Genomic DNA, 20,889 nt, shown 5'->3' with positions numbered 1-20,889 from the left:
ATGCCGCAGCACCATGGCAGGCTCATGACTCACCGACGCGTTCGGCGGCGAGACGCTCGATCAGGCGCTTCAAATCCTTCTCGCGTGCCGCCTGCGCCTCGACCCAGTCGCGGATCAATTGCTGCTCGGAGCGCATATGCTGGACCAGGCCCTGGATGCCCTCGGCGAGATTGGCGAGCGCCTGTGTCGCAGCGCGGTTGTTGGTCCCGTCCTGCATCGCCGCCTGGAGCTTGTCGAGGCGCTCGACCACGACATCGCCGGAGGTGGGACCGGCGGCCGGCATCGCCAGCGGGATCGTCGCGGAGTTCGCTGTGGCGGAGCCGAGATAGTCCTCGAGTTCATTGCGGAAGCGGCGCTGCGCCTGGCCGAGCTGAAGATCGAGAAAGCCGAGCAGGACCGCGCCCGCAATGCCGAACAGCGAGGCGGAGAAGGACAGGGCCATACCGGCGAGCGGCGCGGCGAGACCCGTCTTGAGCTCGTCGAAGAGCACGCCAGCCTCCGCGCCAGTGCGCAGGCTCTTGATGACGGTGCCGATCGACGAGATGGTGTCGAGCAGGCCCCAGAACGTACCGAGCAGGCCGAGAAAGACCAGAAGTCCGGCGATATAGCGCAGTACCTCGCGCCCATCGTCGAGCCGGACCGCAATCGATTCGAGCAGCGTCGCAGCCTGGGCCGGGGCGAGCGTGCGACGCTCCAGCGCCGGCAGCACGGCGCCGAGCGGGCTGATCACCTGATTGCGCCGGATCGCCACGCCCGCCGGGTTGGCGGTGAGACGGGTGGCGGCGCGCGCCTCGCTATCGATACGCCAGAGCTCGCGCAGCGTGATCAGCACGCCGACAGCGAGCGCGCCGAGGATCAGGCCGTTGAGGCCGGGATTGGCCATGACCGCGGTGACGAGGTTGGCGTGCAGGATGTAGACGAGGAAGCCGATCAGCGCGAGGAAGATCAGCGCGCGTAGGACGTAGCGCAGCGGGCGGGAAAATCGGAAGGTCTGCGGCCTGTGCGTTGCCGTCGCCAAGATTCCCTGCGCCGGATTCTCCAGCGGCGGGACCTCCGGGGCCGCCTCGTCATTGGCCATGCCTGCTCATCCGATCCGGTTTCGTCGCGGCGGCGACTGTCGCCTCCCGCCACGCCGGGATCAAGCCGAAAACAGGCTTCTCGCAATCAAACCACGGTCTTGAGGACTGCGCGCAACGCCGGCTCGCCGGCCTCGTTGCCGCAGATCACGTCCTTGGCCGATGTCGGCTGCTTGCCGTCAAGTGTGCCGAAAGTGCCGCCCGCCTCGCGCACCATCACCGCAGCGGCGCCGAAATCCCAGGTGTTGAGGCCGCGTTCCCAATAGGCATCCATGCGGCCGGCGGCGACATAGGCGATGTCGAGCGCGGCCGAGCCCATGCGTCGGACATTGGCGAAGCGGCTCATCACAGCGCCGAGCTCCTTGAGGAAGAGCGGGTGCCCGCCCTTGCCGATATGCGGCACGCCCATGCCGATCAGCATGTCCGGCGATTCGCGGCGGCCGGAGACGCGCATGCGGCGGTTGTTGACATAGGCGCCCTTGCCCTTCTCGGCGATGAAGAGCTCGTCCTTGGCGGCGTCGTAGACCACGCCGGCGATGAACTGGTTGTCGCGCTCCAGCGCCACCGAGATGTTCCAGTGCGGGATGCCCCGCAGGAAGTTGTGGGTGCCGTCGAGCGGGTCGACATGCCAGCGATTGCTCTCGTCGGTGCCAACGACGACGCCGCTCTCTTCCATGACGAAGCCGTAGCCCGGCCGCGCCTTCTCCAGCGCCGCGTGCAGAATCTCCTCGGCCTTGTGGTCGGCCTTGGAGACGAAATCGCCGGGTCCCTTGGCCAGGACCTGCAGGTTCTCGACCTCGCCGAAATCGCGCTTCAGCGAACGTGACGCCTTCATCACGGCATCGGTCATCACGGTCATCAGGGGCGAGCGGATCATTATCAAAACCTCCGGCGCTCGAAGCGCGGCAGAATGGAACGGACTATCAAAGAGCGGCAGTCGTCGGGCAGCGCCGGCTGCGCGGCGCGAATTCGCGCCGTCACTTGCTCGGTTGGCTCGGCGTCGTCAAGGCCGTGGCCTCGATCCGGTCGGCAGCAAGGCGGGCGGCGCGGGCGCGTTGCTCCGGCGAAAGCCGCTCCAGAACCTGGTCGAGCGTGGCATCGGAGAGGCCCTGCGCGCGCGCTGCGAGGTGCCAGGCGGCAGCTTCCGAGAGGTCTGGCGAGATAGCGCGGCCGAACTGGTAGAGCTTGGCCAATCGGTTCTGGGCGATGGCGTTGCCCTTGTTGGCGGCGCGGATGAAAAGCTTCACCGCGGCGCGCTCGTCCTTGGCGACGCCATCGCCGTTGAACAGCATGATCGCGTACTCGACCTCGCCGGCGATCAGCCCGTTGGCCGCCGCCTTGCCCATCCACTCGGCTGCCATCCCGTCATCCTGCGGCACACCGCGGCCCATCTTGTAGAGGATGGAGAGCGCATGCTGGGCGTCGCCGAGATCGGCCGCGGCTGCAACCCTGAGACAACCTATGGCCCGCTGATCATCCTGCGGCTTACCGGTCGCAAGCAGCGCGATGGCGAGATTGTAGTTGGCGGCCGGGTGGCTGGCGGCGGCGGCCTTCTCAAGCAGGACGCCGGCCGTCTTCGGGTCGCGCGGCAGGCCGCGTCCTTCCAGCATCGCCATGGCGAGCGCAAACATGGCGCTGACATCGCCCTTGTCGGCTGCGAACCGGTACCAGTCGGCTGCGGCCTTGGCGTCGCCACGGACACCGAGGCCCTGGCGATAGATCTCGCCGAGCAGCGTCATCGCCGCTGCATCGTTCGGATCGGCCTCGAGCCGCTTCAGGGCCTCCGCCTGCGCCCGCCGGTAATGTCCGGCCTGATAGGCGCCGTAAGCGAGGTCGGGCACCGACCCCGCCGCGGCGGCCGGTAGGGCAAGCGTCAAGGCGAGCGCGGCGAGCGCAAGCCTCATCGCGCCGTCCTGCGGGCGTGCTGGGCCGTGATCGCAGCATCGGCCTCGGCGACCGCGGCACGGATGTCGACGCCCTCGGCGAACACCCATTCGCCGAGGGCGACGAATTCGGCGCCAGTCTCGATCAGGGTCGGAACGGAATCGGCGTCCGGACAATAGGCGATGCAGGGCGTCTCGAAGATTTCGGCCCACCAGGAGGCGCGCTCGATCACCGCCGGCAGCGGCGGGAGCGAGCCGTCCGGCCGCGGCTCGCCGAACATGACATAGTCGACGCCGGCCTCGCCCATATCCATGGCGTCATGGCGCGAGCGCAGTCCCCCTGCCCCGATGATGCGCTCCTGCTTCAGGCTGGAGCGGGCATCGGCGATGGCTTCGGCCCCTTGAGTCAAATGGACTCCGTCGGCGCCGCCGCGGCTGGCGACCTGGGCCGACGCCTCGACCACCAGAGCGACGTTCTGCGCCTGCACCGGCGAGGCCAGCGCCTTGACCCGTTCGGTCAGGCTGCGCTCGTCGCCGGGCGCGAGCCGAAGCAGCACGGCGGCGACATCGCCGCCGGCGAAGGCCTGCATCAAGCGAAAGGTGATCGCGCCGGGATCCAGGATCGGCGGCGTGACGAGCATCAGGCGGGTGCGGGGCAGGTTCATAGTCATGATCTTGCGCGCAAACGGCCTGCGGCGTGATCCAATGTCAAGACCATAAGCCCGGCGACCAAGCTCCAGAAAGCGGAACCGACGCCGAATAGCGACAGGCTGGAAGCCGCGACGGCGAAGGTGACGACCGCCGCGAAGCGATTCTTGTCGCTGCCCATCGCCTGGCCGAGCGCCCCTGTCAGCGAGCCGACGAGGCCAAGACCGGCGACCGCGACGATCAGCGCCTTGGGCATGGCGAGGATCAGCGCCAGCAGCAGGCCGGCAGTCGCCGCAATCGCGAGCCAGAAGAAGCCGTACCAAATCCCGGCCTTCCAGCGCTCTTTCGGATCAGGATGCGTGTCGGCACCGGTGCAGATCGAGGCGCTGATCGCCGCCATGTTGACCATATGCGCGCCGGTCGGGGCGGTCAGGAAGGACATCAGCCCGGTGACGAACAGGCAGGACGCCGTCGGCGGCTGATAGCCGGAGGCGCGCAACACGGCGAAGCCCGGCAGGTTCTGCGCCGCCATGGTGACGAGATAGAGCGGGATGCCGACGCCGACGATCGCAGTCAGGTCCAGATGCGGGACGATCAGCTCGATATGGGTCAGCGCGACCGGCCCGGCCGGCAGTGTCGCCGTACCGGTGGCGAAGGCGAGCGCGAGGCCGGCAGCAAGCGCCGCGATGACGCCGAGGAAGGGATTCCACAACCTCGCCAGCAGGAAGACGACGAGCAGCGTCAGCACCAACGCCGGCTGCAGCTTCATCTCGTCGAAGACGGCGACGACGAAACGGAAGATCACGCCGGCGAGCATGGCCGCGGCGATGCTCATCGGAATGCGCTCGACCAGCGCACCGAGCGGGCGGAAGGCGGCGGTCGCCATCATCAGCGCTGCCGCCGCGAGGAAGGCGCCGACAGCCGAAGCCATGTCGACGCCGCTCGCGGCCGCGATCAGCGCAGCGCCCGGCGTCGACCAGGCGCAGATGATCGGCATGCGGTGCCGCCAGGACAGGATAAGGCTGGCGAGCCCCTTGGCGATGGCGAGCCCGGCGAGCCAGGAGACGGTCTGTCCGGGCGTCGCTCCAAGTGCCTGCGCAGCAGCGAGGATCACCGCGACCGAAGCCGCGTAACCGACAAAGACGGCAACGACAGCGGAGAAGAGCTGCGACATCAGCCGCCCTGCTGATCCCAGGCTGTCGGCCAGGTCTCGGCGAGCGTTGAGCCAAGACGCACCGGCCAGGCTGCCTTGGCGAGGCCCGTGCGGTCATCGGTCTCGACGGCGATACCCGACAACGTGCCCTCGCCGAGCGCCGGCTCCAGCCGCGAGCCCGGCGTCTTCTGCAGGAAGCGGCGGATCGCCTCCTCCTTCTGCATGCCGAGGATCGACTCGTAGTCGCCGCACATGCCGGCATCGGTCTGGTAGGCAGTGCCGGCCGGCAGCACGCGCGTATCCGAGGTCGGGACATGGGTATGGGTGCCGACGACGAGGCTGGCGCGGCCATCGAGATAATAGGCCATGGCGAGCTTCTCGCTGGTCGCCTCGGCATGAACGTCGACGATGACGGCGTCGGCGGCCTCGCGCAGCGGGCAGGCAGCGAGCTCTCGCTCCAGCGCCGCGAAGGGGTCGTCGAGCGCGTCCATGAACAGCCGGCCCATGACGTTGACGACGAGGACGCGCGCGCCGTTGCGGGCTTCGATCACGGTCGCGCCGCGGCCGGGCGTGCCGGGCGGGTAGTTCGCGGGCCGGATCAGGCGTGGCTGGCGCTCGATGAAGACCATCGCCTCGCGCTGGTCCCAGGAATGATTGCCGAGCGTGATGACATCGGCGCCAGCGGCAAGCGTCTCGTCGCAGATCGCTTCGGTGATGCCGAAGCCGCCGGCGGAGTTCTCGCCATTGATGACGACGCAATCGAGCTTCCAGCGCTCGCGCAGGCCAGGGAGGCGATCCTGCACGGCGAGGCGGCCGGCGCGCCCGACGATGTCGCCGAGGAAGAGTAGACGCATGACACTATCCAGTGATTGGGCTGCCACATTGCAGCCCGTTCCGTCGCGCTTTCACGCAAAATGCGGTCGTCCCCGGCCCGCCTCGGGCCGCACGGTACGACGTCGCAGCTTGGAGGAAAACACGGCAGGACAACTGCGTCTTGAATGAAAGGCGCGCCTGCTAATGACGTGATCACCGCAGCGAAATCAACCGCAGCGGATCGTCTCGCCCTGCGTGACGACCCAGTCGAGGCGGCGGTCATGCGCCTCGGCGGGCACGGCCTCGATCTCTTGTGCCGCATAGGCGATGCCGACTGTCGCGACCGGTTCGAGCTCGGCGATGGCGCGGTCGTAATAGCCCTTGCCATAGCCGATGCGGTAGCCGCGCCGGTCGAAGGCGGCAAGCGGGACGATCAGGATCGTAGGCCTGACCTCCGGCTCCTCAGGGCTCGGCACCAGCGTCCCGAAGCCGCCTGGCACGATCGGCTCCCAGGGAGCCCAGCGCCGGAAGAGCATGCGTTTCTCGACGATCGCCGGCAGGCAGAGTGGCAGGCCGCGCTCGTGCAGAGCTTCCAGGATCGGGCGTGGATCGGCCTCCGAGCGCATCGGCCAATAGGCCGAGACCGGCCCCAGCGCGAACACCGGCAGGGCCAGGGCGCGCGCGACAATGGCCTCGTCCCAGATCAGGCGGTCGTCGAGTTCAAGGGCGTCGCGCCGGGCGAGTGCTTCGGTGCGCAGCGCCGCCTTGCGAGGAGAGGGGACGCGAGAGACGGCATCAGTCATGGGCAGTGCGGAGCCACCTTGGCCGTGGAGATTTCGATCCCGGGACACCTACAAAGTAGGTGGGCGCCGTGTGTCCGGGTCCAGGGACCCAGTCAGGGACAGCTCCCTAGGGAGTCGTATGGGCCCGGGAATACATGACTCGCACGCACCAGGCAGCCCCGCCGCGACAAGGTAGGATGCATGCCGGCAAAGCGCCAGAGGCGTTTAGTGGAAGGTGTGGGAATTTCGTGCCGTCAGGCACCACGCGCGATGCCGTGCCGGATCACCCGGTCGATCAGGTCGGGATAGGCGATGCCGCTGGCCGCGAGCGCCTTCGGAAACATGCTGATGTCGGTGAAGCCGGGGATGGTGTTGATCTCGTTGATCAGCGCGCTGCCATCCGGCCGCAGGAAGAAGTCGACGCGGGCCATACCGTCGCAGCCGAGCGCGTAGAAGGCGCGCTTGGCCAGCACCTGCAGGTTGGCGATTGTCTCCTCGGGCAGATCGGCTGGAACCTCGACGCGGGCGCCGTCCTCGTCGAGATATTTGGCCTCGTAGGTATAGAAGCCATGGCTCGCAGCAGCGACAATCTCGCCCGGCAGCGAGACAATCGTCTCGCCATTGGCCTGCTCCAGCACGCTGAGTTCGATCTCGCGGCCTTCGATGAGCTCCTCGACCAGAACCACGCGATCATGCCGGAAGGCCTCGGCGAGGGCGGCCGTGAAAGCCTCGGCGGTCGTCGCCTTGCTGACGCCGACCGAGGAACCCTGCCGGGCCGGCTTGACGAAGAGCGGCAGGCCGAGCGCGGCGCTGGCTTGCTCGAAGCTCAGCGTCTCGCCCTGGCGAATGGTGAGCGAACGGGCAACGCCGAGGCCGGCCTCGCGCAGCAGCCGCTTGGCGATGTCCTTGTCGAGCGCATTGGCCGAGCCGACGATGCCGCAGCCCGCCAGCGGGATGCCGGCGACCGCGGCCAGACCCTGGACCGAGCCATCCTCGCCATCAAGACCGTGCAGCACCGGGAAGAGCACGTCGATCTTCTGGAGCGTCTGCGGCGCCGCCCCGTCCTGCAGGCGCAGCAGGCGTCCGCCTCCGCCGGGCAGCAGGCAGATCTCAGCACCATCCTGCGGAATCGGATCGGGCAGGACGCCGTTTTGCAATTCGAGCTCGCGCCATTGCCCGGCCTTGGTGATCAGGATCGGCACGACGTCGTACTTCGCCTTGTCGATTGCCTTGACCACATTGGTGGCAGACATCAGCGAAACCTCGTGCTCGGCCGACTTGCCACCGAGGAGAACCGCCACCCGCACCCTGTCGCTCATCGTCCCTGCCTTCATCGACTCATCACAGCTGCGAGCGTCAGTCAGGCATGATTGAGGAATTGCAAAGGCGGGCTGGGGAGAAGTTGTAGCGCGAAACGACCGCGGAGGGTTCCCCGCGCTTGTTCGGCGCCCCCGCTTACCCCGTCTGCCCCGGCAGCAGGCTCCGTGCCACCCCCTCGATGCGCTCGGCGGCAGCGACGAGAGCGGCTGCCGCCTTCTCTTCGACCTCGCCAGCGCGTTGGTCGGCGGTACCCGCATCGCCCTCGATCGATTGCAGCCGGCCTTCGAGCGTCTCGACCTTCTTCTTCAGCTCGCTGACCTCGTCGGCGACCATCAGCGCCGCCATGACATGCAGGCGCATGTCGCCGATCTCGCCGAAGGCCTGGCGCATCTCCTCGATCTTGCCGTCATAGAGCTGCGCGAGCGCCTCCAGATGCGGCTCCTCGCCCTCGCCGCACGCCATGCGGTAGGCCTTGCCGGAGATGGTGACGTTGACCTGGGGCATCAGGCGTCCTGTTCGGCTTCTTCGTCAGGGCGGACTTCGACACGCGCGATCAGCTCGGTGAGCGCCGTCATGGCGCGATCGAGCTTGCGGTCGACCTCTTCCGCGACACCCTGGACCTGTCCGACTCGGGCCATCGCGCCGTCAAGCTCGACAGCGAGGCGGGCACGATCGTCCTGCATCAAGGTGAGTTCTGTTTCGAGATTGGCCCGGCCACGCTCGACCTCTAGCCGCCTGCGAGCGGCTGCTTCGAGTTGGCCGAGCGCGCTTTCGAGGCGCGACAGGGCGTGATCCAGTCCTGGAGACGCCACGCTTCTTCCTCTGCAGGCCGGCTGGAGCCGGCTCATCCGATTCGGAAGCCTAGTTTAACAAATATGACCGTGGAAAGCGCTTTGGGCGCTTTGCGCCCCGCGCAGCGGTCTGCGCAGTGGATATCCGGGGCAAGCTTGGCGCAGCCGGCCACCTGAATGGCGGCCAAGGCGGCTCTCAGCGCAGCAGGCCGAGCCGCGCCTGCAGGCTTTCGAGCTGGCCGCGCACCGGATTCGCCGCGACGGGTCGGCCCGTGCCGGACATCTGCTCATCGAGATTGCGGATGCGCTCCTGCAAGCGGACCGAACGGGCGACGAGGTCGCGCAGGCGCTGCGGCAGGCGTTCGGCCTCGGCGCTGGTCGGCTGCAGCATCGACTCGGCGATGCGCACCTTATTGTGCTCGTTGCGCGCCTGATCGGCGCTCATCTCGCCCTCGGCAACGGCGCGCTGCACCAGAAGCCAGGATGCGATCTGCATCAGACGCGTCGTCAGGCGCATGCTCTCGGTCGCATAAGTCAGCGAGACCTCGCGCGGCAGCGCCGCCGACTCGGCCCGCCCGTCGCCATCGAGATAGGAAGCGGTTGCCTCGACCAGCCCCATCCCCTCGCGGAACAGCTGCATGAACGCGTCCGATTTGACGAAGCCGCGCGCAAACGAGATCGCGCCGTCCTCGGCCTCGGGCCTCAGCATGGTCAAATCGGTCATACCCTGTCTCCAATCGGCACAATGGCGCGCGATCGAAAGACGCGACGCCGACTCCTGCCGGGACATCGCAAGGATAACGCCACAGCGTTGTCTGCGCCGCGGTAACGTGTCGTTAAGGTTAACGGTGCCATGGTCCGGCCCGGTGACGCCCTCGCCTCGCCCGGAAATCCGGGCTGAGGCAAAAAAAAGAGCCGCCCCGAAGGCGGCTCGAAGGTCAACAGGGAGGCGTCAAACAGAGTGGGCAGGAGCCACTCGACATCCAGACAAACTGGATGATGCGATTCATACTTTGGAATCGTTAAGCGACCGTTAACACCGCCCGAAAATGCGACAAATTCGAACGATCCTGACCCGAATTTGGATGCTAGCGCGTGACCGTCAGCCTCAGGCCGAAACGCTCGCTCACGAAGCGCTCGCCGAGCGAGTAGCGATAGGTCCCGCCAAGGCTGATGCTGGGCGCGAGCTCACGCCGGATCTCGATGCTGTGACCGCCAAGCACCGCGACCGGCACCTGCATGACCACGACGGTCTGCGGCCAGCGCAGCTGCAGGGCGGCCAGCGGCTTTCCGCCGTCCTCGCGCAAGCCGAGATTGGCGATGTCTTCGTCAGCGAAAGCTGGAGCGGCGGCGAGCAAGGCAATGGCGAGCGCGACGAAGCGCATCGTCTCTCTCCTGTCGAAAGGCAGGCGCGCCACCCGGGCAGCGCAAGCTGTCGCGTCGGCATCCTCCACCTGCTGTCATTGTCGGAAGTGGCCCGGCCGAGGCATTCGCATCGACACTGGGGAGCAGCACCTCGCCGCCTTCTGTCCACGTCCTCAGGATAGGCGCTTCGGCTCTCGACGCGAAGATGAATATCCGTTCATCGGCTGGCGCATCTTGTCGCGTGGCATGAAAGACTCAACCGCCCGCCAAGTGCTGCCGGCCCTGCCTTCGCGGTTGACGGCCGCGGTTTCGCCTCAGGCCTTCGCCTTGAAGAAGGCATCGGCAGCGGAGCGTGACGCCGCCTTCTTCTCCCGCGCTTCGTGCAGCCGCGCGACCTCCGCTTCAAGGATCGCGATACGCTCGTCGAGCTCGGCGACGGCGAGCTGCGACAGGTCCTGCCCGATCTCGTGAGCCCGCTTCGGCACCGGGCGGTCGTCGTCGAGAAATCCAGCCATCGTAGCCTCGCCTTGCATCCTCCGGATACGCGAGCTTAATCGGAGGCGAACGCCAGCACCACAGGCGAGGAGATGCCCATGACCACCCAATCGACCGCCACCCTGCCCGCGATGATGACCGCCATCGGCTTCGATGCCCCCGGCGGCCCGGAGGTCCTTAAAGCCCAGCAGCGCCCGGTGCCGCAGCCGGGTCCCGGCCAGATCCTGGTCCATGTCGCGGTCGCCGGCGTCAACCGGCCCGACGTGCTGCAGCGCATGGGCGGCTATGCTCCGCCCCCCGGCGCCTCCGACATTCCGGGCCTTGAGATCGCCGGCCGGATCGTCGCCCTCGGCGAAGGCGTGTCGCGCTACGAGGTCGGCGATCAGGTCTGCGCGCTCGTCGCCGGCGGCGGCTATGCCCAATATGCCGTGGTCCATGAGGACAATGCCCTGCCGATTCCCGCCGGGCTGTCGCTGGAGGAAGCCGGCGCGATCCCGGAGACCTATTTCACTGTCTGGACCAATGTTTTCCAGCGCGGCGGCTTGAAGAAGGGCGAGAGCTTCATGGTGCATGGCGGCACCTCGGGCATCGGCACCACGGCGATCCAGCTCGCCAAGGCCTTCGGCGCGACCGTGCTGGCCACCGCCGGATCGGACGAAAAATGCACCGCCTGCCGCGACCTCGGCGCCGACCACGCCATCAATTACCGCACTGAGGATTTCGTCGCCGCAGCGAAGGCCGCGACCGGCGGGCGCGGCGTCAACCTGATCCTCGACATGGTCGGCGGCGACTACATCAACCGCAACTACGATGCCGCCGCCGAAAGCGGCCGCATCGTCCAGATCGCCTTCCTCAACGGGCCGAAGGCCGAGGTCAATTTCAGCCGCCTGATGATGAAACGCCTGACCCATACCGGTTCGACCCTGCGACCGCGCACGATCGCCGAAAAAGCTGCGATCGCGCGTGAGCTCGAGGAGAAGGTCTGGCCGCTGCTGACGGAAGGGCGCTGCAAGCCGGTGATCCACGCCCGCTTCCCGCTGGAACAGGCCGCACAGGCGCACGCGCTGATGGAGAGCAACGCCCATATCGGCAAGATCGTGCTGACTGTGTGATAACAGCCCTTCTGCTTTCCATGGACAGCGATCACGGCTTTGCCTATAAGGCGCGCCATCCTCCTCATCGTCGATGATTTGGATGACCGGCCGGGGCGGCCGGTCGGCGCCTGAGAGCTATTGCCCGCGACATTCCAGGAGACGGCCCGTGTCACAAACGCCGCTGATGCCGAAAGCCACTGCGGTCTGGCTGGTCGAGAACACCTCGCTGACCTTCGAGCAGATCGCCGAGTTCTGCAAACTGCACCCGCTCGAGGTGCGCGGCATCGCCGACGGCGAAGTCGCAGCCGGCATCAAGGGCCTCGACCCGATCACCTCCGGCCAGCTCACCCGCGAGGAGCTCGAGCGCGCCGCCAAGAACCCGGCGCATCAGCTCAAACTCGCCGAGCGCAAGGTCAAGGTGCCGGAGATCAAGCGCACCAAGGGGCCGCGCTATACCCCCGTCTCGAAGCGCCAGGATCGGCCGAACGCGATCCTCTGGCTGCTGCGCAACCATCCCGAGCTCAAAGACGCGCAGATCATCCGCCTGATCGGCACGACCAAGACGACCATCGCCCAGATTCGCGACCGCACGCACTGGAACGCCCAGCAGCTGCAGCCTATCGACCCGGTCAGCCTCGGCCTGGCCTCGCAGATCGATCTCGATTTCGAGGTGGGACGCGCCGCCAAGGATCGTCCGGCCATGGTCGTGCAGGACACCGGCTCGACCCTGCTCCCCGCCGAGGTCACGACCGCGCCGGAGCCGGCGCCCGCCTCGCAGCCCTTCGCCGATATGAGCCGGCCGAAGCGCGAGGAGGAGGAGAAGATCGACGTCGACTCCGTCTTCGCCAAGCTGAAGCAGCTCAAGCGCCCGGCCGACGAGGACGACGACGGCGGCTACTGAGTTCTGCTGACCGGACCAGAGCTGAAGGCGAGTGACTGTGACCACTGATCTCGCCTTCACCTTCCTTGGCACCGGAGCACCGCCGGTCAGCCTGCGCCGCGCCGGCCCGGCTCATCTCGTCGAGGCGGGTGGTGTCAAGGTTCTGATCGATTGCGGTTCCGGCGTCAGCCAGCGCCTCGTCGCCGCCGGCCATGCCGGGGCGCAGATCGATGCGCTCATCGTCACGCATGAGCATTCCGACCATCTGGTCGATTTCTACCAGCTCGTCATCTCGTCCTGGCACCAGGGTCGGAACCGACCCTGGCGGGTGATCGCGCCGGAGCCGGCGCTCGCCAATATGCGCGGCCAATACCAAGCCTTCGCCCGCGAGCGCGCCTTGCGCATCGCCTTCGAGAAACGTCCGGATGCGACCGGCCTCGAGGTCGTCTTCGAGGAATTGCGCGAAGGCCCGATCGCGGGACTGGGCGCTCTTGCGATCGAGGCCTTCCTCGTCGATCACAAGCCGGTCGAGCCAGCCTTCGGATTGTCATTGTCGGCGAACGGCAGCCGCATCGTCTTCTCCGGCGACACCCGCCTGACGCCCTCGCTGAAGCAGGCCGCCCGGGATTGCGACCTCCTCGTCTGCGAGGTCTTCATCGACAGCCAGATGCCCGTCACCGCCGGTGTCCGCTCGGCCGAGACCGTCGCTTCGGTCCAGAGCTATCACATGACGCCGGCGGTTGTGGCTGGCCTTGCCGAGCGCGCCGGCGTCAAGGCGCTGGCGCTGACCCATATCGTCCCGCCGGGAGCCGATACGGCGGCACTCTTCGCCGAGGTTCGCGCTGGCGGCTATGCCGGGCCGCTGATCGTCGGCGAAGACCTGATGCGGCTGGAGTTGCCGGCGCGGCTGCTGCGCTGGAACGGCGCCGCGCTGGGGTTCTGATCGCGGACGCGCCGCTCAGGCGGCCCGGCGCACTCTTGCGTGATCCTGCGCGCCGCCGAGCCTGAAGCCCCCCGCCAGTTTTGCGACCGCCTCGGCCGCCTCGGCCATGCCGCGTCCGGCCGCAGCGGTGCGCGCCGCCGCTTGGGCATTGTCCTGGGTGGCGGCATCGATCTCGACGAGCGCTCGCTCGATTGCGCCAACGCCCTGCGATTGCTCCGCCGTCGCCTGGCTGATCTCGCCGAAGGCCTGAGCGACCTCCTCGACCTCGCTGGAAATGGTGGTGAGGCTGGCGCCTGCCTCGCGGACCAGCTTCACGCCCTCGTCGACATGGACCTTGGTTTCGCTGATCAGCGCCCGGACATCGCGCGCCGCATCCGCGGATTGCTGGGCAAGCCGTCGCACCTCGGTCGCGACCACCGCAAAGCCGCGCCCGCCCTCGCCCGCCCGCGCCGCCTCGACCGAGGCGTTCAGCGCCAGGAGATTGGTCTGGAAGGCGAGCCCGTCCATGACCTCGACGATATCGACGATCCGGCGCGCCTGCTGGTCGATCCTGTCGATCGCCTCGACCGCGCGGCCCGCGACAGCGACGCCGGCGCCGGCATCATCGGCGGTGGCGCGAGCCTTGCGCGCCGCCGTCTGGACGATGTCGGAGGTCTGGCGCACCGTCGCAGCGATCTCCTCGATCACGCTGGAGGTGTCCTGGATCGCATTGGCCTGGCTCTGCCCGCGCTGCGACAGGTCGAGCGTCGCCGAGAGGATGTCCTCGGCGGCGCTGCGCGTCTGCACAGCATTGCTCGCCACCGCCGACAGCGCTCCGGCGAGAGCCTCGGCCGAGCGGTTGAAATTGCCGGCAACGGCCGCCAGCCGCCCCTCGAAGCCGGTCGACATCCGTGTGCCGAGATCGCCGTCGGCCAGCGCCGAGAGCGCACGGTCGGCCTCGTCCAGGAAGGATTCGCAGGCCTGCGTCAGTTCATCGATGCCGCTCACCAATGTACTGAAGCGGCCGAGATCGTCGGTGCGGATGGTCCGGGCCGAGAAATCGCCGCGCTTGGCCGCATCGACGACGCCAGCGACGGCTTCGAGCAAATGCGCTTCGATCGCGGCTCGCTCGGTCTCGCTCGCTTCACTGTCGTGCCGCAGCGTTTCCGCCCGCTCCTGGTTGAGCAGCGCCGTCGAGGCAGCATCATCGGCTTGGACGAGCGCAGCGGCGAGCCGGTGCGCGATCCAGATCAACGCGCCCGCCTCGGCCAGCAGGATGACCGCATGGACGACGACGCGGGCGAACTCGCTGCCATCGGGAAACACCGCCGCCGGATAGGCGAAATTGAGCACGAGGTGATGCACCGCCACCACCACCGTCGCCGCCAGGATCGAGCGCCAGCAGCACCAGGCCGTCATCACCGCGAGCGCGGCGAAGAAGGCCATGTGCAGGTCGATCTGGTAGCGCGTGCCCTCGGCGGCAAAGACCAGTAGCGCCACCTGCCCGTTGATCGCGATGGTCGAGATCACGCGGGTCGCAAGGCCGATCCCATCAGAGCGCCAGGCCAGCATCGTCGCTGCAGCCAGCAGGGTCGAGACCAGCCCGATCGCGATGAGCGCCGGATGACCGGCAAACCAGGCGACGGCGCAGGTCGCCGGCACCAGCAGCCACTGCCCTGTCATCAGCGGTGCGGCGAACGCCCGGCGGAACGTCTCGAGGCTCTGGCTCATGGGGACCGTCTCGCTGAGATGAGGGGATCGCGCGCTTGGCCGGAACAGCCACCGCCCAGCCCTGCCAGGACGAGCGCGGCGCCGGAGCTGTAGAGGCGCGTCGAAAAGCCGGGAGATTGCGAACGCGCCAGCAGTCCGAAACGGCCAACCGGTGCGAGGATGACACCGTCAGCAAGGCTCACCGCCTCCGCGGCTGCGGCAGAGCTTGCGGCGAGGACGAGAACGGTCGCGCCGTCGCGCGGCGCAAGGACGACGCCGATCGGCGCGAGCAGCGCACCGATCGCCAGGGCCAGCAGTCCGATGCGTGGGCGAAACGCCATCGTTTAAATCCGGCGGGATAAGCGCCTGCGATCCTGAACGATTCTATTTAAAGCAACGTAAAGTTGTACTTTCGTCGAACTGCGCGGCGGCGCCTTCAGCCCAGCCCCCTGCCCTTCAGCACCACGCCGATCTCAGCCAGCACCGCCGGATCCTCGATCGTCGCCGGCATGGCGTACTCCTCGCCATCGGCGATCTTCTTCATCGTCGCGCGCAGGATCTTGCCGGAGCGCGTTTTCGGCAGGCGCGCCACGGTGATCGCGAGCTTGAAGGCGGCGACGGGGCCGATCTTGTCGCGCACCAGGCCGACCAGTTCCTTCTCGACCTCGGCCGGCGACTGCGTGACGCCCGCCTTCATCACGACGAAGCCGCAGGGCTGCTCGCCCTTGAGCACGTCCCTGATGCCGACCACGGCGCATTCCGCCACGGCCGGATGCGAGGCCAGCACCTCCTCCATGCCGCCGGTCGAGAGCCGGTGGCCGGCGACATTGATGATGTCGTCGGTGCGGCCCATGATGAAGACATAGCCGTCCGCGTCGATGAAGCCGGCATCCGAGGTGTTGTAGAAGCCGGGATAGGTCTCGAGATAGGCGCTGCGGAAGCGGGCATCGTCATGCCAGAGCGTCGGCAGCGCGCCGGGCGGCAGCGGCAATTTGGCGACGATCGCGCCCATCGTGCCGGCCGGAACCGGCTTGCCGCCCTCGTCGAGGCACTGGATATCGTAGCCCGGCAGCGGCACGCTCGGCGACCCATGCTTGATCGGCAGCAAACCGAGGCCAACGGGATTGCCGACCATGCAGGAGCCGGTCTCGGTCTGCCACCAATGGTCGACCACCGGCACTCCGAGCACGTCCTCGGCCCATTTCAGCGTGTCGGGATCGGCCCGCTCGCCGGCGAGGAAGAGCGTGCGGAACTGTGAGAGGTCGTAATTCTTGAGATAGGTCGCCTGCGGGTCCTCCTTGCGGATCGCCCGGAAGGCGGTCGGCGCGGTGAACATCGCCACCGCCTTGTGCTCGGCGATGACCCGCCAATAGGCGCCGGGATCGGGCGTGCCGACCGGCTTGCCCTCATAGAGGATCGAGGTCGCCCCCAGCAGCAGCGGCCCATAGACGATGTAGCTGTGGCCGACGACCCAGCCGACATCGGAAGCGGTGAACATCACCTCGCCCGGCTTGACGTCGTAGAGCTGCGTCATCGTCGCCAGCAGCGCGACCATGTGCCCGCCATTGTCGCGCACCACGCCCTTGGGCCTTCCGGTCGTGCCGGAGGTATAGAGCACATAGAGCGGGTCGGTCGCGGCAACCTCGACGCAATCGGCCTTGCGGCCATTGGCGCGAGCGGCGGCGAGCAGGGTCCGCCAGTTCTTGTCGCGCGTCACGTGCATCGAGGCGTCAACCTGCGGCCGCTGCAGCACGATGCAGGCATCGGGCTTGTGCGTCGCAAGATCGATCGCCGCATCGAGCAGCGGCTTGTATTCGACCACCCGCGTCGGCTCGATGCCGCAGGTCGCGGTCATGATCAGCTTCGGCGTGGCGTCGTCGATCCGCGTCGCCAGTTCCTTGGCCGCAAAGCCGCCGAACACTACCGAATGGACAGCACCGATCCGGGCGCAGGCCAGCATGGCGATGGCAGCTTCCGGGATCATCGGCATGTAGAGGATGACGCGATCGCCCTTGCCGACGCCCTGATCCTGCAGCACGGCCGCGAGGGTCGAAACCTCGTCGAGCATCTGCGCGTAGGTGAAGCTCGCCTTGGTGCCGGTGACCGGGCTGTCGTAGATCAGCGCGGTCTGCTCGGCACGGCCGTCGCGGACATGCCGATCGAGCGCATTGAAGCAGGTGTTGCAGCTCGCATCGGGGAACCAGCGGCCATAGATGCCAGCGCTTGCATCGAAGATCGCCTGCGGCGGCTTGATCCACTCGACACCTTCCGCGATCTCGGCCCAATAGGCTTTCGGGTCCCGCTGCCAGGCGGCATAGGTCTGCGCATAGCGGCTTGTATGGCTGGCAGTCATCAAAAGCGTTCCTCTTCGCCTGCTATCGGCCTAGAGCTGCACTCTGGGCTGGCCGTCTGCGGGCCGGATTTGGCGCGGGATCGTGCCCATGTCCGTCGCTTGCGTGCAAGCGTCTGTCCGTCAGACTTTCAGCGCAACCGCATGGGCTGTGCTGCACAACCGGCTCAGCCGGCAGCCGCGCGGGACGATGACCTTCGACCTCACCTTCTTCGCCGTCATGGTTCCCGCCGTCGTCCTGATGGGGCTGTCCAAGGGCGGCTTCTCGGGCCTCGGCCTGCTCTCGCTGCCGCTGATGGCGCTGCTCGTCTCGCCGGTGCAGGCAGCGGCGATCATGCTGCCGATCCTGATCATCCAGGACGTCGTCACCGTCTGGTCCTATCGCCGCGAGTTCGACCGCCGGAATCTCGCGACGCTACTGCCGGGCATGCTGCTCGGCGTGCTCGCCGGCTATCTGCTGGCGGCGAAGGTTTCCGATGCCGTCGTCGGCCTCGCAGTCGGAGTGATCTCGATCGGCTTCGCGCTGCGCCGGCTCCTCGCCGGCAAGACCGCGGCCCAGCCGGTTACGCAGGCGAACTATGCGGCCGGGACGGTCTGGGGCGTGATCTGTGGCTTCACCAGCATGATCGCCCATGCCGGAGGCCCGCCCTTCCAGATCTATGTGATGCCGCAGCGCCTGCCGCCGGCCGTCTTCGTCGGCACCGGCGCGCTGTTCTTCGCGCTGATGAACTGGATCAAGGTGCTGCCCTATTTCGTCCTCGGCCAGTTCAGCTCGCAGAACCTGCTGGCCTCGGCCGCGCTCGCGCCGGTCGCGATCCTTTCGACCATCGCCGGCGTCTGGCTGGTCCGACGTGTCCCGGCCGAGCGCTTCTACACCATCATCTACTGGCTGCTCGTCGCGGTCGGCGTGAAACTCGTCTTCGACGGCCTGCGTCCGCTCTTCAGCTGATTGCCCGCAGCGGGCAGCGCTTCTAGGCTTGTCGGCAACAACAGCCGGGAACGCCGAACGCCATGCCGATTTCGCCTTACGACACCGATCTCGATCGCAACCCGGCGAACTTCCAGCCGCTCTCGCCGCTGCCCTTCCTCGAGCGCGCGGCGAGCGTCTTCCCGAACCATGTCGCCGTCATCCATGGCCCGCTGAAGCGACCTTACGCCGAGCTCTACGCCCGCACCCGCCGCCTCGCCTCGGCACTGAAGCAGCACGGCATCGGCAAGAATGACACGGTGGCGGCGATGCTGCCGAACACCCCGGCCATGCTCGAATGCCATTACGGCGTGCCGATGTGCGGTGCGGTGCTCAACACCCTGAACACCCGTCTCGACGCCGCGATCATCGCCTTCTCGCTCGACCATGGCGAAGCCAGGGTGCTGATCGCCGACCGCGAGTTCTCGAAGACGGTCAAGGAGGCGCTGGCGCTCTGCACGGTGAAGCCGCTGGTCATCGACTATGACGACCCCGTCTATGACGGGCCGGGCGAGCGCCTCGGCAGCGTCGAATATGAGGACTTCCTCGCGCAGGGCGACCCCGATTTCGACTGGATTATGCCATCGGACGAGTGGGACGCGATCGCGCTGAACTACACCTCCGGCACGACAGGCGATCCCAAGGGCGTGGTCTACCACCATCGCGGCGCCAATCTCCTGGCGACCTCGAACGTGCTCACCGGCGGCATGGGCCGGCACCCGGTCTATCTCTGGACCCTGCCGATGTTCCACTGCAATGGCTGGTGCTTCCCCTGGACGATCTCGCTGCTCGCCGGCACCCATGTCTGCCTGCGCCAGGTCCGGGCCAAGGCGATGTACGACGCCCTCGCCGACCATGGCGTCACCCATATGTGCGGCGCGCCGATCGTGATGTCGGCGCTGCTGAACGCCCCCGATGCCGAGCGCCGCAGCTTTGCCCAGAAGGTCAACTTCTTCACCGCCGCCGCTCCGCCACCCGAGGCCGTGCTCGCCGGCATGGCGCAGGCCGGCTTCAACGTCGTCCACCTCTATGGGCTAACCGAAGTCTACGGCCCCGCTGTGGTCAACGAATGGAACGGCGCCTGGGACGCGCTGCCAAGCGGCGAGCAGGCGGCGCTCAAGGCACGCCAGGGCGTGCGCTATCCGGCGCTCGAAGGGCTCGATGTCCGCGATCCGGAGACACTGGAGCCAGTGCCGCACGATGGGCAAACGTTGGGCGAGGTGATGTTCCGCGGCAATGTCGTGATGAAAGGCTATCTCAAGAACCCGAAATCGACGGCAGCCGCCTTCGAAGGCGGCTGGTTCCATTCCGGCGACCTCGGCGTGATGCATCCCGACGGCTATATCCAGCTCAAGGACCGCTCCAAGGACATCATCATCTCCGGCGGCGAGAACATCTCCTCGATCGAGGTCGAGGACGCGCTCTACAAGCACCCGTCCGTGCAAGCCGCAGCCGTCGTCGCCCGCCCCGACGAGAAATGGGGCGAGACACCCTGCGCCTTTGTCGAATTGAAGCCCGGCCAGAGCGCGACGCAGGACGAGATTATCGCCTGGTGCAAGACGCTGCTCGCCTCGTTCAAATGCCCGAAGACGGTGGTCTTCACCGAGGTGCCCAAGACCTCGACCGGGAAGATCCAGAAGTTCAAGCTCAGGGAGATGGCGCGGGCGCTGTGATGGCGCCTGTCCTCAAGCCGACATCTGCCGGCCACGACCGCCGATCTTGGCATCGTAGAGGGCAGCGTCAGCGCGGTGATAGACGTCTGCGAGCGTATCGCCGGGCCGGATCTGCGTCAGGCCCGCCGAGAATGAATAGTGGAAGCCAGGCTGCGACGGTAGCGATCCAAGCCGGCCGACCGCTCTGAACAGACGCTCGATCAGAAGCTCGGCTGCCGCCGGCCCAAGCTGCGGCAGGATCAGCAAGAACTCTTCCCCACCGACGCGGCCGAAGCTGTCGGCAGGACGCAGATTCCTCTGCACGCTCTTGCCGAAATCGATCAGCACCGCGTCGCCGAACTGATGGCCGAAACGGTCATTGATCTGCTTGAAGCGATCGATATCGAGCAGCGCGACGCAGGTTTCGCCGCCTTCGCCACGGCTCGCCTTCGCAATGGTCTCCTGCAGCACGCTCATGCAATAGCGCCGGTTCGAGATGCCGGTCAGCTCGTCGGTCTGCGAGGCCTTGCGCGCGCTGTCCCGATCCTGCCGCAGACTGCGTTCGCCCGTCCGCAGCTCGGTGATGTCAGATGCGATGCACAGCATCCAGCCGGTCGGCGACACCGTCTCGGTCATCCAGAGCCAGCGGCCATCGGTGACGTCGGTCTCGAAGGCGCGGTATGGGCTCTTCCCGCGGCGGGACCGGGCAGAGGTCAGCCAGTGCTCGAAATCCTCGGTCGCGACGGCGACGCCACGGCGCTCCTCGAAATTGCGCCGCAGGATCTCGGCCCAGCTGATAGCTTCGTCGACGGCGACGCCATAGGTCTCACGATAGGCTGCGTTCGACCGGCGCAGGATGTCCTGTGGATCGAAGAGAGCCACAAGCGTGCCGCTGGTCTCGAAGAGACTCTCGGTGATCTCGCCGAACAACGCCATGTGCGCCGCACTCCTGACAATACGTTACGCAGGAGTCTTTAGCGGCGGGTAA

The 20,889-nt window shown here is 67.2% G+C and carries 22 protein-coding genes and 1 other RNA gene; 5 read left to right on the top strand and 18 right to left on the bottom strand.

Features of this window, described 5'->3' with window-relative positions; genetic code table 11:
• Positions 1–22: 22 nt before the first annotated feature.
• From BLM15_RS28780 to BLM15_RS28715, 14 genes are all read right to left on the bottom strand, one after another.
• Positions 23–1,078 (bottom strand): MotA/TolQ/ExbB proton channel family protein, encoded by a 1,056-nt coding sequence (locus BLM15_RS28780; RefSeq protein ID WP_126115959.1) that lies wholly within the window; start codon positions 1,076–1,078, stop codon positions 23–25.
• 86 nt (positions 1,079–1,164) lie between these two features.
• The gene (locus BLM15_RS28775) at positions 1,165–1,953 is read right to left on the bottom strand and encodes an inositol monophosphatase family protein (protein WP_126115958.1); all 789 of its coding nucleotides are present in this window, start codon (positions 1,951–1,953) and stop codon (positions 1,165–1,167) included.
• A gap of 100 nt (positions 1,954–2,053) precedes the next feature.
• Entirely contained in the window at positions 2,054–2,980 is a 927-nt protein-coding gene (locus tag BLM15_RS28770; RefSeq protein ID WP_126115957.1) for a tetratricopeptide repeat protein, read from the bottom strand.
• A complete protein-coding gene (locus tag BLM15_RS28765) occupies positions 2,977–3,624 on the bottom strand; it encodes a thiamine phosphate synthase (protein ID WP_126115956.1) in 648 nt (215 codons plus the stop codon). The genes BLM15_RS28770 and BLM15_RS28765 overlap by 4 nt, the downstream gene beginning before the upstream one ends.
• A gap of 2 nt (positions 3,625–3,626) precedes the next feature.
• Positions 3,627–4,781, bottom strand: coding sequence for a benzoate/H(+) symporter BenE family transporter (locus BLM15_RS28760; RefSeq protein ID WP_126115955.1), 1,155 nt, complete (start codon positions 4,779–4,781; stop codon positions 3,627–3,629).
• A complete protein-coding gene (locus BLM15_RS28755; protein ID WP_126115954.1) occupies positions 4,781–5,614 on the bottom strand; it encodes a TIGR00282 family metallophosphoesterase in 834 nt (277 codons plus the stop codon). Before BLM15_RS28755 ends, BLM15_RS28760 begins: the two co-directional genes overlap by 1 nt.
• A 186-nt stretch (positions 5,615–5,800) precedes the next feature.
• A complete protein-coding gene (locus tag BLM15_RS28750) occupies positions 5,801–6,376 on the bottom strand; it encodes a 5-formyltetrahydrofolate cyclo-ligase (RefSeq protein ID WP_126115953.1) in 576 nt (191 codons plus the stop codon).
• Between the two features lie 6 nt (positions 6,377–6,382).
• Positions 6,383–6,538: non-coding RNA, 6S RNA (ssrS, locus tag BLM15_RS28745), on the bottom strand.
• 71 nt (positions 6,539–6,609) lie between these two features.
• Positions 6,610–7,674 carry a D-alanine--D-alanine ligase family protein gene (locus tag BLM15_RS28740; RefSeq protein WP_126115952.1) on the bottom strand — a complete coding sequence of 355 codons (1,065 nt, stop codon included), beginning with the start codon at positions 7,672–7,674 and terminating at the stop codon, positions 6,610–6,612.
• 136 nt (positions 7,675–7,810) lie between these two features.
• Positions 7,811–8,179, bottom strand: a complete 369-nt coding sequence (locus BLM15_RS28735; protein WP_126115951.1) for a cell division protein ZapA — start codon at positions 8,177–8,179, stop codon at positions 7,811–7,813.
• Positions 8,179–8,487 carry a DUF4164 family protein gene (locus BLM15_RS28730; protein WP_236846463.1) on the bottom strand — a complete coding sequence of 103 codons (309 nt, stop codon included), beginning with the start codon at positions 8,485–8,487 and terminating at the stop codon, positions 8,179–8,181. Before BLM15_RS28730 ends, BLM15_RS28735 begins: the two co-directional genes overlap by 1 nt.
• 175 nt (positions 8,488–8,662) lie before the next feature.
• On the bottom strand, positions 8,663–9,190 hold the full coding sequence (gene rcdA, locus BLM15_RS28725) for a protease adaptor protein RcdA (RefSeq protein ID WP_126115949.1): 528 nt from the start codon (positions 9,188–9,190) through the stop codon (positions 8,663–8,665).
• Positions 9,191–9,554: 364 nt separating this feature from the next.
• Positions 9,555–9,851: a hypothetical protein gene (locus BLM15_RS28720; RefSeq protein WP_126115948.1), complete on the bottom strand. Its 297-nt coding sequence runs from the start codon at positions 9,849–9,851 to the stop codon at positions 9,555–9,557.
• Positions 9,852–10,145: 294 nt separating this feature from the next.
• Positions 10,146–10,346: a DUF1192 domain-containing protein gene (locus BLM15_RS28715; RefSeq protein ID WP_126115947.1), complete on the bottom strand. Its 201-nt coding sequence runs from the start codon at positions 10,344–10,346 to the stop codon at positions 10,146–10,148.
• 78 nt (positions 10,347–10,424) lie between these two features.
• Between BLM15_RS28715 and BLM15_RS28710 the strand changes: the two genes are divergently transcribed.
• The 3 genes from BLM15_RS28710 to BLM15_RS28700 all read left to right on the top strand — a co-directional run bounded on the left by BLM15_RS28710 (position 10,425) and on the right by BLM15_RS28700 (position 13,243).
• Entirely contained in the window at positions 10,425–11,438 is a 1,014-nt protein-coding gene (locus tag BLM15_RS28710) for an NAD(P)H-quinone oxidoreductase (protein WP_126115946.1), read from the top strand.
• A gap of 148 nt (positions 11,439–11,586) precedes the next feature.
• Positions 11,587–12,321 carry a DUF1013 domain-containing protein gene (locus tag BLM15_RS28705; RefSeq protein WP_126115945.1) on the top strand — a complete coding sequence of 245 codons (735 nt, stop codon included), beginning with the start codon at positions 11,587–11,589 and terminating at the stop codon, positions 12,319–12,321.
• A 37-nt stretch (positions 12,322–12,358) separates the two neighbouring features.
• The gene (locus tag BLM15_RS28700) at positions 12,359–13,243 is read left to right on the top strand and encodes an MBL fold metallo-hydrolase (protein WP_126115944.1); all 885 of its coding nucleotides are present in this window, start codon (positions 12,359–12,361) and stop codon (positions 13,241–13,243) included.
• A gap of 15 nt (positions 13,244–13,258) precedes the next feature.
• Here the strand turns inward: BLM15_RS28700 and BLM15_RS28695 are convergent, their stop codons facing one another.
• From BLM15_RS28695 to BLM15_RS28685, 3 genes are all read right to left on the bottom strand, one after another.
• The gene (locus BLM15_RS28695; protein WP_126115943.1) at positions 13,259–14,953 is read right to left on the bottom strand and encodes a methyl-accepting chemotaxis protein; all 1,695 of its coding nucleotides are present in this window, start codon (positions 14,951–14,953) and stop codon (positions 13,259–13,261) included.
• Positions 14,950–15,273 carry a hypothetical protein gene (locus BLM15_RS28690; RefSeq protein WP_126115942.1) on the bottom strand — a complete coding sequence of 108 codons (324 nt, stop codon included), beginning with the start codon at positions 15,271–15,273 and terminating at the stop codon, positions 14,950–14,952. The genes BLM15_RS28695 and BLM15_RS28690 overlap by 4 nt, the downstream gene beginning before the upstream one ends.
• A 95-nt stretch (positions 15,274–15,368) precedes the next feature.
• On the bottom strand, positions 15,369–17,285 hold the full coding sequence (locus tag BLM15_RS28685; RefSeq protein WP_126115941.1) for a propionyl-CoA synthetase: 1,917 nt from the start codon (positions 17,283–17,285) through the stop codon (positions 15,369–15,371).
• 187 nt (positions 17,286–17,472) lie between these two features.
• On the opposite strand from BLM15_RS28685, the gene BLM15_RS28680 reads away from it, so the two are divergent.
• Together BLM15_RS28680 and BLM15_RS28675 are read left to right on the top strand one after the other, a co-directional pair.
• Entirely contained in the window at positions 17,473–18,231 is a 759-nt protein-coding gene (locus BLM15_RS28680; RefSeq protein ID WP_126115940.1) for a sulfite exporter TauE/SafE family protein, read from the top strand.
• Between the two features lie 62 nt (positions 18,232–18,293).
• Entirely contained in the window at positions 18,294–19,922 is a 1,629-nt protein-coding gene (locus tag BLM15_RS28675; protein WP_126115939.1) for an acyl-CoA synthetase, read from the top strand.
• A 12-nt stretch (positions 19,923–19,934) separates the two neighbouring features.
• On the opposite strand, the gene BLM15_RS28670 is transcribed toward BLM15_RS28675, so the two are convergent.
• Positions 19,935–20,837: a GGDEF domain-containing protein gene (locus BLM15_RS28670; protein ID WP_126115938.1), complete on the bottom strand. Its 903-nt coding sequence runs from the start codon at positions 20,835–20,837 to the stop codon at positions 19,935–19,937.
• Positions 20,838–20,889 lie beyond the last annotated feature (52 nt).

It is taken from the genome of Bosea sp. Tri-49 (genome assembly GCF_003952665.1).
Taxonomy (GTDB): Bacteria; Pseudomonadota; Alphaproteobacteria; order Rhizobiales; family Beijerinckiaceae; genus Allobosea.
The sequence above is the reverse complement of the archived record's forward strand: the minus strand, read 5'-3'. Positions and strand labels throughout refer to the sequence as shown.

Coding starts and splice junctions, on each gene's coding strand:
- BLM15_RS28685 (WP_126115941.1), bottom strand. CDS start 17,285: ATGACTGCCAGCCATACAAGCCGCTATGCGCAGACCTATGCCGCCTGG.
- rcdA (WP_126115949.1), bottom strand. CDS start 9,190: ATGACCGATTTGACCATGCTGAGGCCCGAGGCCGAGGACGGCGCGATC.
- BLM15_RS28690 (WP_126115942.1), bottom strand. CDS start 15,273: ATGGCGTTTCGCCCACGCATCGGACTGCTGGCCCTGGCGATCGGTGCG.
- BLM15_RS28750 (WP_126115953.1), bottom strand. CDS start 6,376: ATGACTGATGCCGTCTCTCGCGTCCCCTCTCCTCGCAAGGCGGCGCTG.
- BLM15_RS28720 (WP_126115948.1), bottom strand. CDS start 9,851: ATGCGCTTCGTCGCGCTCGCCATTGCCTTGCTCGCCGCCGCTCCAGCT.
- BLM15_RS28760 (WP_126115955.1), bottom strand. CDS start 4,781: ATGTCGCAGCTCTTCTCCGCTGTCGTTGCCGTCTTTGTCGGTTACGCG.
- BLM15_RS28715 (WP_126115947.1), bottom strand. CDS start 10,346: ATGGCTGGATTTCTCGACGACGACCGCCCGGTGCCGAAGCGGGCTCAC.
- BLM15_RS28710 (WP_126115946.1), top strand. CDS start 10,425: ATGACCACCCAATCGACCGCCACCCTGCCCGCGATGATGACCGCCATC.
- BLM15_RS28735 (WP_126115951.1), bottom strand. CDS start 8,179: ATGCCCCAGGTCAACGTCACCATCTCCGGCAAGGCCTACCGCATGGCG.
- BLM15_RS28780 (WP_126115959.1), bottom strand. CDS start 1,078: ATGGCCAATGACGAGGCGGCCCCGGAGGTCCCGCCGCTGGAGAATCCG.
- BLM15_RS28755 (WP_126115954.1), bottom strand. CDS start 5,614: ATGCGTCTACTCTTCCTCGGCGACATCGTCGGGCGCGCCGGCCGCCTC.
- BLM15_RS28675 (WP_126115939.1), top strand. CDS start 18,294: ATGCCGATTTCGCCTTACGACACCGATCTCGATCGCAACCCGGCGAAC.
- BLM15_RS28775 (WP_126115958.1), bottom strand. CDS start 1,953: ATGATCCGCTCGCCCCTGATGACCGTGATGACCGATGCCGTGATGAAG.
- BLM15_RS28770 (WP_126115957.1), bottom strand. CDS start 2,980: ATGAGGCTTGCGCTCGCCGCGCTCGCCTTGACGCTTGCCCTACCGGCC.
- BLM15_RS28765 (WP_126115956.1), bottom strand. CDS start 3,624: ATGAACCTGCCCCGCACCCGCCTGATGCTCGTCACGCCGCCGATCCTG.
- BLM15_RS28670 (WP_126115938.1), bottom strand. CDS start 20,837: ATGGCGTTGTTCGGCGAGATCACCGAGAGTCTCTTCGAGACCAGCGGC.
- BLM15_RS28740 (WP_126115952.1), bottom strand. CDS start 7,674: ATGAGCGACAGGGTGCGGGTGGCGGTTCTCCTCGGTGGCAAGTCGGCC.
- BLM15_RS28695 (WP_126115943.1), bottom strand. CDS start 14,953: ATGAGCCAGAGCCTCGAGACGTTCCGCCGGGCGTTCGCCGCACCGCTG.
- BLM15_RS28680 (WP_126115940.1), top strand. CDS start 17,473: ATGACCTTCGACCTCACCTTCTTCGCCGTCATGGTTCCCGCCGTCGTC.